The organism is Streptacidiphilus anmyonensis, assembly GCF_000787855.1.
GTDB lineage: Bacteria > Actinomycetota > Actinomycetes > Streptomycetales > Streptomycetaceae > Streptacidiphilus > Streptacidiphilus anmyonensis.
In genome coordinates, this window is record NZ_BBPQ01000060.1 from 36,475 (window position 1) to 49,783 (window position 13,309).

Here is a 13,309-nt window from a genome sequence, read left to right on the forward strand (position 1 = left end):
GGGCGCCGGCACTCAATGCGGCAGCTCCGACGGCGGGTTGACGGTGATGGTGGTCACGGAGGCGTTGGCGTCCGTGACGCGTGGCAAGGGATGGCCGTGTCGCGGGTCCGCGCGGTGATGGAGTCCGCGGTGGTGGAGTCGCCGGCGAGGTGGTGTTGGAGTCTTGCGTGGCGGAACTGGTAGACGGCGCCGACCTGGCGCAGCACCCCCCGGCGGTAGGCGTCCTCGAGGAAGGCCAGGGTCGCCCAGGGAAGCCGTCCGGTGAGCGGGAGCAACAGGCGGGTGAAGAGGATCCACTGTCCCCAGGCGGTGAAGACCAGGGCGTAGCAGAGCGTGGTGGTGAGCCCGAACTCGGCTCCGAACACGAGCACCTGGCCGAGCGTGTAGGGCGGACCCGGCCGAAGGAGGTGTTGCAGGAGCCGCATGAGGACCGCGACCGTCAGGGTGACGAGCGGCGCGACGAGCAGCGCCTGGCGCAGGACCGTGGTGCGGTTGACGGCCAGAAGCCCGATCGCGGTCGCGGCGGCACCGGGATCGAGCGGCGCTTCGAGGGCTGCCATCAGCCCGAGGGCGAACCCGATGGCCAGGGCGAACGTGACCCCGTCGAACAGGGAGCCGACCAGTAGGGCATCGGTCAACGTCAGCGGTGTGCCGTGCCCTTGTCGTGGCGTCACCCCCAGCGTCCTCGCGCTGGGGCCGTAGGCCACCCCCACGACGAAGCCGATCAGCAGTCCGGTCAGGGACGCGGTACGGACTCGTCGGCCGGACGCGTCACCCGTGCGTCGGCGACGCCCCGGGAACCGCAGCCTCACCCGGGAGGGTTCGAACGCCACTCTGCCACCGGCGACGGCGATCCCGTAGGCGAGGCCGAAAGCCAGGCCGATGATCGGGCCCGCGGTGAGCCCACTCAGCGGCCCGGCACCCGGAGTGATCCACCGGCCGAGGCCGGATGCGGTCATGGCCGCGCTCACAAGCGCGGTCGACCCGATCGTGACCACGGTGCAGGCGAGGACGACGGCGAGGATGCGTAAGGACAGGCCCACCGTCCCGGCCAGCTGCCACCAGGCCAGGTCCTGGCGACCGCGCTGCCCCGGCCGGTGGTCGCGACCCGGCCGGTCAAGGTGTCCTGGCGGGTCGAGGTGTCCCGACCGGTCGAGGTGTCCGGCCAGGTGGCGCAGGTAGCGGCGAACAGCGGTCGGATGCCACGTGCGGCGCGGCTGCTGCGCGGGGCCGGGGGCCCCGCCCGGCGGGCGCGGGCGGTAGACGGTGGGGACGAAGCCTGCCAGCAGGTGCTCTTCGAGGGCGCGCGGAGTCGGGAAGCGGTCGGTGTCCAGGAGGACGGCCGGGTCCTGGTCCGGCGTCTCGCTGTACAGGGTCCGGGCGAGCAACACCATCAGAGGGGTGCTCAGCGCGGTGGCGAGGTTGGCGCCGGGGAGGCTGTCCGGCCGCTCGCGCAGTGCGTCCAGCACCGGGTCCCAGACGGACGCGGCCGACTCGGTCGGTTCACCGTGAAGGGACGGCCGAGCGGTGCGCGGCAGGTAGTGGACCAGATCGTCCGCGGTCAGACCGCACAGCTCGATGCCGGCGGCCCCGCGCAGCAGCTCGCTCCGGCAGGCGTCGGCGAACTGCTCGGTCCGGCTGGTCAGCAGGAGAGGCAGTGCCACCTCGTTGAGCGCCTGCAGAGCGGCCCGCCGCAGTCCCTGGGCGAGTTCGTCGAAGCCGTCGAGGACCGGAAGGATCGCTCCGGCGTCGACCAGAGCGGCCGCCCGGCTCACCCGGCGTCCCGGGACCCGGACGGCGAGGCTGGGGTGGTCGCGCAGCAGGCGCTCGACGAGCCAGTCGCGCAGGCCGGTCGCGGTCGGGTCCCAGCCTCCGATGGTGAACAGCACCGGTACCGGGTCGTCGGCGCGACGGGAGGCCAGGTGGTCGAGGACGAAGCGCATCGCCAGGACCGACTTGCCGCTGCCGGCCTCGCCGAGCACGACCAGCCGTCCCGACGGAACACTCCGGTACAGGGACACGATCTGCGCCAAGGTGCCGTCCAACGGCACGGGCGCGGTGACCGCGCCCGCGGGGGCGGCGCGGATGTTCTCCCAGCGGTCCAGCACGCCGTCGGGCGCGGAGCGCCACCGTACGGGCAGCGGGAACGGATCATGGATCAGGCGCTGCTCCTGCTCGCGCGTCCAGCGGCTGTGCACGTCCTGCGCGAGTGAGTCGGCGACAGGGGTCAAGGCACTGGGGATCGGGATCGTCGAGCCGACGCTGCGGCCACCCGCGGTGACGGGTCCCGCGCGCTGCTCTCCAGGATCGAGGTCGAGTCGGGGTGCGGCAGGGGCCGCCGCAGCCTCGTCCGGGCTCCTGGCGTCGCGGTGGGCGGCCGCCAGTTCCTGCCAGACCTCGTCGCGGTCGCGTCCCAGCTCGTCGGCCAGGGCGTGGGCGGCTTGCTTCACCGTTCCCATCCGGACGTCCGGGGCCCGACCTGTCTCCAGTCTCTGGACGGTCCGCACCCCCAGTCCGGCCCGCTCGGCCAACTGCTCCTGCGTCAGGCCCGTCCGCGAGCGCAGTCCTCGCAGCAGGGCGCCGAACCGGCTGCCCACCTCGACGGACTCAGTGGTCGTCACTACTCCCTCTCCCCCAAAAGTCAGTCCATGTCGATCATTTCGGGCCGTCGCAGCCCGTCCGGAGGCCGCCCGGAGCCCGCCTGTGAGCCGCCCGCCTTATCCGGCGGGCTCCTGGCGTGGTCGGCGACCAGCCCGAGCCACCAGCGTGGTCATCAGCGCCGGGCACGACCCGTCGCCATCCGGACCGCAACGCACGGCTGCCACAGCAGTCCTGCGGGTCACTCACGAAAGGGACACCACCGTGTCGTTCAAGACCAAGACCACGGGCGTCATCGCCGCCGCCGCGCTCGCCGGCTCGGCCCTGGTGGCGCTGGCCGGAACCGCCAGCGCCTCCCCCAGCGCCCCCTGGATCGGCTACGGGCAGAGCAACACCTACAACGGCGTCAGGTGCGTCCAGCAGGAGCTGAACTACTGGATCGGCCGTAACACGGCCACCAAGCCGGCCCCCTACGGGTACCTCTCGGTGGACGGTTCCTTCGGCCCCAAGACCGACGCCACCGTTCGCTGGTTCCAGGGCCAGCTCAACGACTCCCAGGACGGCATCGTCGGCCCGCAGACCGGATCGCAGCTCCTGCTCAACGGCGACGGCAACAGCGTCTGCTACGCAAACATCCCCAGCACCTTCTAGTCGGAGGCCCCACCGCCGGGACCGGGTGACGGGACGCGCCGTCACCCGGCCTCACCGGCCCGCGGCCTCCGCCGCCGCTTCCGCATCGGCTTCGGCAGCTACGGCCTCGGAAGGGGTCTCGGTGAGGAAGCCGATCACGTTGTCCACGACGGCGGGCTCGGTGAGGATCCGGCGGTGACCGAGGCCCGTGGTGGTGAGCAGCCGCAGCCGCTCGCCGTACGCGGCCTGGAGGCGATGGGCCTGGTCGAGTGGGACGGTGTCGTCGTCCTCGTCGTGGACCGCCAGGATCGGCACGGCGATGTCGTCGGGCCGGCGGGTGGCGTCGAACTCCTGCCAGGGTGACTCCGTGCTCGGGAACAGCTCGCGCTCGATCCTGCGGGTCAGGTCGGCCTTGAGGCCGTCGTCCAGGCCGAGGATCGTGCAGAACCCGTCCACCAGGTAGCGGAACTGCGCCACACCGGCGACGCTGACGAGCCTGTCCGCCTTGACCGTGCCGCGCAGGGCGAGGAAGGCGGCCGGGACGCCGAAGGAGTGGGCGATGATCGCGTCGAACGGGCCGTAGGCGTCGTGCAGTTGGCCGATCAGCTCGCGGTACTCGAGGATCGTGGTGGCTCGGCCTTCGGAGTCTCCGTGACCGGGCGCGTCGAAACCTATGGGGCTCAGCCCGAGGGCGAGCAGCGGCGGGATGAGGGCCGCGAAGCGCGAGGTCCGGGACCGCCAGCCGTGCAGGAGCAGGACCGGACGGGCGCCGTGTCCCCAGCGGTAGACCACCACGCTCTTGCCGTTGACGGTGAGGTGCTCGGTACGGGCGCGCTCGTGCACCTCGCGTTCCTCGGCGCGGACGCGGCCCCGGCGCAGGGGATACCGGAACAGCGCGAACGCGGCGCGACCGGCGAGGGGTGGTGCGACAAGGAAACCGGAATTGAGGACAGTTCGGACGACAGCGATGGTCCGGGCCATGGTCTCTCCACGGGCTGGCGGTAGATGACGAAGCCTTGCTCGCCGGAGATGTTAGCACGATCGTTCGTACATATTGTGGGACGGTCGGCAGGCATCGGACCACCTCGCGCCTTCCGCCGTGTCGAGAACCCACCGGACGCGTTGGACAAGGCATGAGCACCATGAGCACGAGGACATTCCAGTCGAACGCGACGAGCCACTGCGACGTGTACCCGGGCGGGGACGCGGTCGCTCGGGCATGCGGAACCCACCAGCGACAGCCGGTCGGCGTGAAGCTCGCCGGGACGCGCGCGTGATCCGCCCGGGCCGCCGGGCCGCCGCAGTCCTCCTGGGTGCCGCGACCATGCTCACCCTGAACGCATGCGCCGAGCATCGCCCCAGGACGAGCGACCAGCCGCCACCCGTGGCGACCGGCCCGAGCACTTCCGCCCCGGGAGGAGCCGCCTTCCACGCCCCCGCCGGGCCCGCCCAGCCGCAAACCGGTCCCTCAACGGGCCCCGCTTCGCCTCCCCCTGCCTCAGCGGCTCCGTCGACCGCGTCCTCGGGCGCACCTGCTGCCGGTCACTCCGCACAGAGCCCGGCACCACCCACGGCACCGCACGGACGCACCCCGCACCACGCCCGACACTCGTCGGGGGGCCTCTACCCCGGCGGCGTCGGCTGGCCACCGGGCAGGCACGGCGGATCCCCATGCGACGCCCTCGCCCGTGAGGGAGGACTGCCCGGCGACCTCTACACCCAGTGCCGCCGGCTCTACGGCTGAAGCCCCGGCGCGGGACGATGTGTGACGGCTCGTCATGTCTCACCCGTTGGCTCGGCGTTGGGGACGATCTCAGGAGACGTCGTGCGGCCAACCCTGTGCGTCGAAGACGGCCACGGGGTCGAGGTAGTCGCGCCAGTGCGCGACCTTGCCGCCTCTGACCGTCACCACGGAGACGAAGTGGTTGTCGTAGGGCCGCCCCGTGCGGACCGACGTGCCGTGGACCGCGTACTCCAGGACGACGACCGAGGTCTCGGGGTCGTGGTGCGCGCGGAGGTCGTCCGCGCTGTGCAGGGAGACGTAGTCGCCGTAGTCGCTGTACAGCTCGACGATGCCCTGGCGGCCCTCGACGCGGCGCGGGTACCCCGGAACGGTGATGACGAACTCGAAGACCACGTCCTCGGCCAGCAGGTCGTAGAAGTCCTCCCCCTCGACCAGGCCGTCCAGCCCCTGCTTGATGATGCGGAAGAACGGGCTGTTCGCCCCGACGAGGGGGGTGTCGTCGCTGACGGTCCTGGTCATTTCGGCTCCGGGGTGATCGTGGTCCAGGCGTGGGCGTCGCGCTCGGCGAACGCGCGGAAGGTCGTGGCCGGTCGGCCGGTGACCTTCTCGATGTCGGGGGTGGGCGTGGCGCCGTGGCCGGTGATGACGGAGCCGGTGAGCCAGCGCAGCATCACCGCGTACTCGGCCGGGACGCCCGCGGCGAGCGCGCCGCTGATCCAGGTCTCCTGGTCGATGTCGCGGTAGGCGACGGCCTGGCCGCTCACGGAGGCGAGGGTGTCGGCGGCCTCGTCGAAGGTGAGGGCCTGCGGGCCGGTGAGCGAGTACACCGCGCCGGCGTGGCCGGCCGGGTCCAGCAGGGTCTCGGCCGCGACGGCGGCGATGTCGGCAGCGTCGACGAACGCCTCCCTGCCGCCGCCGCTCGGGACGGTGAACACCCCGTCGACCAGCGGAATGTGCCCGTCGACGAAGTTCTGCATCACCCACGCGGCGCGCAGGACCGTGTGCGTGAGGCCGTGCCGTGAGGCGAGGTCGGCCTCGACCGCCGCGATGTCGACCCCGGCAGGCGCCTGTTCGGCGTGGTGAACGCTCAGGTAGCTGACGTGCCGCACGCCCTCTGACTCCGCCAGGTCCAGGAAGGCGGCGACCTGGGCGGCGTAGCGCACGCGCAGGGTGGGCGTCACCAGGTAGAGGCGGTCGACGCCGGCGAGGGCGCCCCGGTGGGTGGCGGGGTCGTCCCAGTCGAACCGGACGGCGGCTCCGCTGCGCGCCGCGGTACGCGGGGTGACGCCGCGCCGGGCGAGTCGGTCGGCCAGCAGCGAGCCGGTCCGGCCGGTGCCGCCGAGGACGAGTGCGAGGGGAGGGGACTCGTTGTTCATGACTCCATGGTCAGGCCCAGTGGCGAGACGATCCATGCGCGGCTCGCTCGATGTTTTACGCGAGGCTCTCACACCTTGACCTTGGTGCGTGTGCTGCCCACGCTGGTGCCATGGACCTGCTCTCCGACCATCTCCTGCGGGCGCGCGCCACCGGCGCGGTGTTCGCGCGGACGGTCGCCGAGCCGCCGTGGGGGCTGCGGCTGGGCGGCGCGATACAGCTGTCGGTGCACACGGTCGTGCGCGGCCGGGGCTACCTGTGGCTGGACTCCCCCGGCAGCACGGTGGAGCTCATCCCGGGATCCGTCACCCTGGTCCGGGGCGGGCCGAACCACTACATCGGACACGAGCCGGGCGCCGAGTGCCTGGAGCCGGAGGAGTTCCGGGCGCGCCACGCCCGCACCGGGCTCGCCGAGAACCCGCACGCCACCGTGTTCCTGTGCGGCGCCTACCGGTTCTCCGGCGACGTCGGCAGCGCCCTGCTGGACGCGCTGCCCCAGGTGATGACCCTCTCGTCGGCCGACGACGACCCGCTGCGCGAGGTCATCACCCTGCTGTCGCGCGAACTGGTCCGTACCGAACCCGCGCAGCAGATCGTGCTGGACCGCCTCCTGGACCTGCTGCTCGTGCTGGCCGTCCGCGCCGACTTCCGCCGCAGCGCGACCGCGCCGCGCTGGTACCGGGCCGCGGCCGACCCGCGGCTGGGCCCGGCGCTGCAGGCCATGCACGAGAACGCCGCCCACCCGTGGACGGTCCCCGAACTCGCCGGGATCAGCGGCCTGTCCCGGGCCGCGTTCGCGCGGGTGTTCCGGGAGGCACTGGGCCAAGCCCCGATGCAGTACCTGACCGAGTGGCGGATGACGCTCGCCCGCGACCACCTGCGCGCCGGCGACCTGACCCTGCCTCAGATCTCCGACGCCGTGGGCTACAGCTCGCCCTTCGCCTTCGCGGCGGCGTTCCGCCGCCACCACGCGGAACCGCCCGGAACCTGGCGGCAGCGGGAACGGGCGGCGGCTGCGGCGGAGGCACGGCTGCTGACCACGCACCCCGGCTCGTGAGCGGGCCCCGGCCACGGCCCTTGGTCGTCGTGCTCGTTCCGCTTCAGCCTCACGGTGCGTCCACCTCGGTCCGGTGCAGTGCGTTGGCCAGTTGGACGCGTGACTGGACGCCGAGCTTGCCGAAGACCACCCGCAGGTGGGTGCCGACGGTGTTGACCGACACGCCGAGTTCGCCGGCGGCGGAGCGGTTGGAGTGCCCGTCGGCGATCAGCCGCGCGACCCGGCGTTCGGCGCCGGTCAGGGCGTCCCAGCCGCGGTCGGGTCGGGGGCCGGGCGCGGGGCGGTCCGGGCGGCGCGCGCCGGCGCCGGTCAGCACCCGCTGGACGTCGTCGCGGTAGACCCGGGCGTCCATGCGGTGGTAGTCGTCCCACGCCCGGTCCAGTTGCGCCAGGGCGGCTTCGCGCTGCCCGTGGGCGAGCAGGGCGCGTCCGTAGCGGTCGGCGCCGTAGGCGCGCAGCAGGGGCCTGGGGCTGCGGGCGAGCACCCGGGCGCTTTCGGCGAGCATCGCGAGGTCGCCCTTCTCCCGGCCGCGCAGGCTCAAGGCCACGCCTTCGAAGCTGGCCACGCCCGGGTTGCGGGAGGCGGCCAGTTCGGCGACCTGGACGACGACGGAGGAGAACGTCGCGTCCGCCGCGGCGGCGCCGATCTCGAAGAACAGCCCCATCCAGCACGGCCACAGCGGCCAGTAGCTGCACGTGCTGACGGCGCCGGAGGCCACCGGCCCCAGCACCCCGAGCGCAGTGGCGACGTCGCCTCGGGCGGCAGCGAGCCAGCCGCGCATCACGGTGAGCCCGGGGCGGCGCACGTCGTCGTCGGCGTCGGTGAGCCGGTCGGCCTCGACCAGGAGGGTCGCGGCGCCGGGCGTGTCCCCGCGCAGCAGCGCGAGGGAGATCTGCACGATGACCGCGTCGAGGGCGTAGACGCCGCCTCCGAGCTGCTGGCCGAGGTCGAGCAGGGTCCGCGCGGCGGAACCGGCGTCGTCGCTGCGGCCCAGGTTGAAGTCCTGCCACATCTGGGCGTAGTGGAGCGCCGGGAGGTTCGGCCCGGTGGTGGCGGCGCAGTCGGACCGCACCTCGTCGAGCAGCAGCTGCGCATGGTCGTAGCGGTCCAGGAACTGGAGGGCGGTGACCTCCTCGGCCAGTTGCTGCGGTCCGGCCAGGGAGCGCAGCTCCCGGAAGCTGCGCAGCGCGTCCTGGTGGCGGCCCTCGTTGCGGGCGGCCTCGCCGACGGCGTGCAGGGCGAGGGCGAGGGCGTCCCGGTCCCCGCTCGCGCGGGCCAGGTCGAGCGCGGCGGCGGCCTCGCACGCCGCGCGTCCGCCGGTGAGCAGCCGGGTGTCGGCCAGGGCGCGGGCGGCGGTCAGGCGCGCGCCCACCGCCGGGGTCAGCGCTCCGGCGTCGAGCCTCGGCCCGATGCGGGCGAGCAGTTCGCCGAGTCTGCCGCCCAGCCACAGCGCGCGGGCCGCCTCGCTCTCGACCGCGCCGGCCAGGTCGGGGTCGTCGACGTGCGCGAGGATCGCGTCCGCGACCGCGACCGCCTCCCCGGCCCGCTGGGTGCGGCACAGCACGGAAAGGCAGCGGCGGCTGAGCTCCAGCCACGTCGCCTGCTGCGGCCGCATCGTGCGGAAGGCGAGCGCGGCGAGGTCGCCCGCATCCCCGGGACTGGCGGTGGCCAACTCCTCTGCTGCGGCGATCAGGATCCGCGCGCTCAGGACGTCGCCGGCGGTCGCGGCGGCGCGTGCGTGCGGCGCGGCCAGCAGCGCCTGCCCGGCGTCCAGATGGTGTGCGGCGAACCGGCGGTGCAGGGCGCGCAGGGTCGCCTCGGGGACGGCCGCGCACACCGCCTCGCGCACGAGGTCGTGACGCGGCGCCAGGAGTCGGCCGGTGAGGGTGATCAGGGCGGAATCCAGTGCCGCCGCGAGCCCGCCGTCGCTCGCGGCGCGGTCGGAGGCGCGGCGGTCGCCGGCGGGCCCGTGGGTAGCGGAACGGTCGGCCGACAGGCCGTCGCCGGCGAACGTGTCGGACCCTGGGCCTTCGCTCGCGGAGGGGCCGCAGGCGCGGCCGTCGCCGGCGAACGTGTCGGACCCGGGGCCGTCGCCCGCGGAGCATTCGGAGGCGCGCCCGTCGGATGCCGAGCGGTCGGAGGCGAAGCCGTCTTTCGCGCGACCGCCCGGCTCCTGCACGAAGCGCAGCGCCTCGTGCACGGTCAGCGGCCGGCCGCCGACCGCCACCACTTCGACCAGGGCCCGCGCCTGGTCGGGCAGCGCGGCCAGGCGGCCCGCGATGGCGGCGCCGAACTCCTCGGGGACGGTGTCCGGTTCGCCGCGGGCGGCCGCGCGGGTCAGGTTGTCCAGGACGTCGACGGCGAGCAGCGCGTTGCCCGCCGACGCGTCCAGGAACCGCCGGGTGCGCTCGTCGGGCGGGCGTCCCAGGCGGTCCCTGGCGATGGCCGCGAGGTCGGCCGCGCCGAGCGGGGCGAGGCGGATGTGCTCCAGGCGGGTCTGGACAGCTCCGAGGACGTCCGCGCTGTCGTCGCGCGTGGCCAGCAGCCAGACCACGGGGAGGCCGAGCAGGCGCGAGAGCAGGCCTCGCACGACGAAGGCACTGACCCGGTCGACCCACTGCACGTCGTCGAGAGCGATGAGGATCGGGCCCTCCGACGCGGCGCGCTCCAGGGCCGAGGCGACGGCCTCGACCAGGAGCAGCGGCTCGTGGCGGGCGGCGACGATGTTCCGGTACTCCTCGGCGGTGATCAGCGGATCGCGGCCCGAGCGCAGCGGGGTGATCAGCGGCGCACCCGGACTGACCTGTTCGATCGGGTCGCAGGTGCCGAGGGCGGGCCGGACCTGGAGCCGTCCGGCCTGTCGGCACACCTCCGTCAGGAGCGCGGTCTTGCCGATGCCGGCGGCTCCGCTGACGAGCACCACGCCGCCCGAGCCGTGCCGACCGGCGGCGCGGACCACGGACAGGGCCCGCTCCATCGACTCGCTGCGGCCGCGCAAGGTTCGGGGCTGCATCCGCACCACTCCTCGACTTCTCGACTCGGCTTCTCGACCCCTGTGACGAGGCGTCAAAGCACCTGGCAGGCATGCGATGAGGCCTTGATGGACGCGGTCAGCCCGGGTGACCGCGCAGCCCGTGGACGAGCGCAAGCGCGTCCACCTCGGGCAGCGTCCAGGGAAGGAAGATCACCCGGTAGATGATCGGGGCGACGACCTTGTCGATGACGTCGTCGCCGCTGAAGGCCGCGCCGGGCCTGGCGGCGAAGGCGGCCGCCTCGGCGCGGCGGTCGCGCAGGCAGTCGGACTCCCCCTCCCCTGCTGCGGCGGCCCCGCCGCGCAGCAGGGCGGCGTTGACGGTCAGGCCGTAGTGGTCGAGGAGTTCCTGTGCCCACGCGGTCAGGTCGGCGTGCACGTCCCCGGTGTCGGGAAGGGGGCGGTCCGGGTCGAGCCGGTAGGTCGCCAGATCGTTGATCATCGTCCTGGCATCTCCCCACCTCCGGTAGATGCTGGAGTGGTTCACCCCCGCGCGCTCGGCGACCATCGGGACGGTGACCGCCTCGCTGCCCTGTTCGGCGATCAGCTCCTCCACCGCCTTGCGGATCGAGGTCAGCACCACCGCGCTGCGCCCGCCCGTGCGGCGCCGGGGAGACGGATCTACACCCATGCAATCAGGCTAACGCACATCGTTTGGCAATAAACGGCGCCGCGCCCTCAGACGAGGGAGACGACCAGCAGGGCGAAGGCGGCGATGATGACGGCGACGCGGACGTAGTGGAAGCGGACCCAGCGGTCGATCTGCTGCCTCCAGTCCTCGGGGCGGTTCTCGGGGGTCCAGGTCTTGTTCCGGTTGTTGATCGGGACGAGCAGCAGGACCGACATGATCACGCTGACGATCAGCAGCACGCCGGAGGCGACGACGAGGCCGGCGCCGTGGTGGTGCCGTCCGGCGATGGCCCAGACCGCGACGAGGGCGAGCGAGCCGATGTACCAGAACGGCATCACGGCGCCGAGCATCCGCCCCCCGTGGGCGTGGCCGAGCTGGCCGCTGTCCCCGGGAAGGGCCTTGAGGATCGGGTTCAGGACGAAGAGAACGGCGAACTCCACCCCCACCATCAGGCCGAAAGCCACCGTGGTGAAGACCTCGAGTGCATTGAGCATGACGACCCCTCCAGGGATCTAGCGCTGCTAGCTGATGAGGCAACGCTAGTACTACTGCCGCTCGAATGTCTAGCGATGCTAGGATCGAGTCATGTCGGTACAGGAACGCAAGCAGCGCGAGCGTGCGGAGCGCGAACGCCTCATCGTGGCCACCGCCCGCGAACTCGCCGAGCAGCAGGGCTGGGACGCGGTCACCACCCGCCGGCTCGCCGAGAGCATCGAGTACAGCCAGCCCGTCCTCTACAGCCACTTCCGCGGCAAACGCGAGATCATCGGCGCCGTCGCCCTCGAAGGCGCCACCGAGATGGCCGCGGCGATGCGGGCGGCGACCTCCGCCGCAGACGGCCCGCGCGCCCGGGTCACCGCCCTGGCCCGCGCCTACCTCGACTTCGCCGCACAGAACCCGGCGGTCTACGATGCCCTGTTCCAGCTCGACGGCGGCCTGGCCTTCGCGAACGAGGACACCCCGGAACCTCTGAAGGACGCGTTCGCCGCCCTGCTGGAAAGCCTCGCCGAGGTCGCCGGGGACGACGTCCACCCGGGCCTGTTCACCGAGCTGTTCTGGGCCGCCCTGCACGGCCTGGCCACCCTGACCCGCGCGCGCCGGCTCCCGCCGGAGGACACCGAGCGCAGAGTGGAACTGCTCGTGGACCGTCTCGCCGTCGTCTGAGCACCCCCCGACAGCGCCCCCAGCCGGGGTCCCGCACCACGGCTGCCGCGTACGGACCCGATCTGTCAGTTCATCAGGTTCACCCAGTCGGTCAGGCGCGTGAAGTCGTCTGCCGTCAGGCCGGACTTCGGATCGACGGGGTGGAGAAGCGCGGGACCGTCGTGGTGGGCCTGCACCCAGGCACGGTCCGCGTCCGTGATCTGGTCGTCGACCCACGCGAACGGACGGCCGTGCGCCCAGGCGACGATCTCCGGAGTCTTCCAGAACACGCCGTCCTCTGGCTCCGGCCGAGGATCGGGCCAACGGATGAACGGCAGCGTCGGCAGTCCCAGCAGGGGCGCGAGGAAGGTGTTGGCCTCCTCCTCCCAGGTCGTCGCCCACACCAGGTCGAAGGGCAGCTCAGCGAGCGCGGGCCCGTGAGCCGGATTGAGCCAGACGCGTAGTGGCGTCACCGCCTTGTGGGGAAGGCCCCATTCGTTGAGCCGACGCCGTTCCGCAGCCCGCCACCGCGGCGTCATCAGCCGGTGCGTCGCATAGCCCTCCGGACGCCTGTGCGGCTTCGCCGCGTACGGATTCAGGGGACCGTCCACGTCCACCAGCAGCGTCGGTCGCACCAGCCCACCCCCACGGATCGTCCCCGCACGCTACCGGCCGTCCGCCAGGAGACCCAGCGCATTTCTGCGGCGTGACAGAACGCTCCGGCAGGTGGGACGATCTCGCCGCAACTGCGTCCAAGGCGAGGTCAGCCCGCGTGTTCGAAGTCCGCGTAGGGGCTGTCGCGCAGCGGGAGTGGCTGCGGCCACCACGGCGGCCGGCCGTGCGAACAACGCGCGCTCAGGTAATCCCCGTGCGGTGGTGCGACGTTGTACGCCAGGTCGCCTGCGAGCACGCCCGACAGGATGAGCAGCCCGGCCAGGATGGCGGTCGACTCCCGGACAAGGCGGCGACGGGAGCGGAACAGAAGGCGTCTGGCCAGGGCGGAACCCACTGGAAACGCAGAGCAGTACTCTGCGATGAGCGGGAGGTCGAAGAGGGCGTAGAACCGGGGGCTGTCCGCGACATCGCTCGCCTGCGGCCCGT

The 13,309-nt window shown here is 72.9% G+C and carries 12 protein-coding genes; 3 read left to right on the forward strand and 9 right to left on the reverse strand.

Annotated elements, in window-relative coordinates:
- Window positions 1-53: 53 nt before the first annotated feature.
- A complete protein-coding gene (locus TR50_RS32995) occupies window positions 54-2,621 on the reverse strand; it encodes a helix-turn-helix domain-containing protein (protein WP_052441633.1) in 2,568 nt (855 codons plus the stop codon).
- Window positions 2,622-2,862: 241 nt separating this feature from the next.
- Here TR50_RS32995 and TR50_RS47230 point away from each other — a divergent pair, with 241 nt between their 5' ends.
- Window positions 2,863-3,249 (forward strand): peptidoglycan-binding domain-containing protein, encoded by a 387-nt coding sequence (locus tag TR50_RS47230; protein WP_052441634.1) that lies wholly within the window; start codon window positions 2,863-2,865, stop codon window positions 3,247-3,249.
- 51 nt (window positions 3,250-3,300) lie between these two features.
- On the opposite strand, the gene TR50_RS33005 is transcribed toward TR50_RS47230, so the two are convergent.
- The 3 genes from TR50_RS33005 to TR50_RS33015 form a co-directional block, all read right to left on the reverse strand.
- On the reverse strand, window positions 3,301-4,209 hold the full coding sequence (locus tag TR50_RS33005) for an alpha/beta hydrolase (RefSeq protein WP_042430964.1): 909 nt from the start codon (window positions 4,207-4,209) through the stop codon (window positions 3,301-3,303).
- A gap of 832 nt (window positions 4,210-5,041) precedes the next feature.
- Window positions 5,042-5,491 carry a nuclear transport factor 2 family protein gene (locus TR50_RS33010; protein ID WP_042430967.1) on the reverse strand — a complete coding sequence of 150 codons (450 nt, stop codon included), beginning with the start codon at window positions 5,489-5,491 and terminating at the stop codon, window positions 5,042-5,044.
- On the reverse strand, window positions 5,488-6,348 hold the full coding sequence (locus TR50_RS33015; RefSeq protein ID WP_042430970.1) for an NmrA family NAD(P)-binding protein: 861 nt from the start codon (window positions 6,346-6,348) through the stop codon (window positions 5,488-5,490). Before TR50_RS33015 ends, TR50_RS33010 begins: the two co-directional genes overlap by 4 nt.
- A 110-nt stretch (window positions 6,349-6,458) precedes the next feature.
- Between TR50_RS33015 and TR50_RS33020 the strand changes: the two genes are divergently transcribed.
- The gene (locus TR50_RS33020; protein ID WP_042430974.1) at window positions 6,459-7,403 is read left to right on the forward strand and encodes an AraC family transcriptional regulator; all 945 of its coding nucleotides are present in this window, start codon (window positions 6,459-6,461) and stop codon (window positions 7,401-7,403) included.
- 49 nt (window positions 7,404-7,452) lie between these two features.
- On the opposite strand, the gene TR50_RS33025 is transcribed toward TR50_RS33020, so the two are convergent.
- From TR50_RS33025 to TR50_RS33035, 3 genes are all read right to left on the reverse strand, one after another.
- A complete protein-coding gene (locus tag TR50_RS33025; RefSeq protein WP_042430984.1) occupies window positions 7,453-10,416 on the reverse strand; it encodes a helix-turn-helix transcriptional regulator in 2,964 nt (987 codons plus the stop codon).
- A 97-nt stretch (window positions 10,417-10,513) separates the two neighbouring features.
- The gene (locus TR50_RS33030) at window positions 10,514-11,065 is read right to left on the reverse strand and encodes a TetR/AcrR family transcriptional regulator (RefSeq protein WP_042430986.1); all 552 of its coding nucleotides are present in this window, start codon (window positions 11,063-11,065) and stop codon (window positions 10,514-10,516) included.
- 47 nt (window positions 11,066-11,112) lie between these two features.
- Window positions 11,113-11,559, reverse strand: a complete 447-nt coding sequence (locus TR50_RS33035; RefSeq protein WP_042430989.1) for an anthrone oxygenase family protein — start codon at window positions 11,557-11,559, stop codon at window positions 11,113-11,115.
- A gap of 91 nt (window positions 11,560-11,650) precedes the next feature.
- Between TR50_RS33035 and TR50_RS33040 the strand changes: the two genes are divergently transcribed.
- Window positions 11,651-12,229, forward strand: coding sequence for a TetR/AcrR family transcriptional regulator (locus tag TR50_RS33040; RefSeq protein WP_042430991.1), 579 nt, complete (start codon window positions 11,651-11,653; stop codon window positions 12,227-12,229).
- Window positions 12,230-12,294: 65 nt separating this feature from the next.
- Here the strand turns inward: TR50_RS33040 and TR50_RS33045 are convergent, their stop codons facing one another.
- Both TR50_RS33045 and TR50_RS49335 read right to left on the reverse strand, forming a co-directional pair.
- Window positions 12,295-12,846: a hypothetical protein gene (locus TR50_RS33045; protein WP_042430993.1), complete on the reverse strand. Its 552-nt coding sequence runs from the start codon at window positions 12,844-12,846 to the stop codon at window positions 12,295-12,297.
- A 125-nt stretch (window positions 12,847-12,971) separates the two neighbouring features.
- On the reverse strand, window positions 12,972-13,309 hold a 338-nt coding region (locus TR50_RS49335), incomplete at its 5' end, for a hypothetical protein (protein ID WP_042430996.1).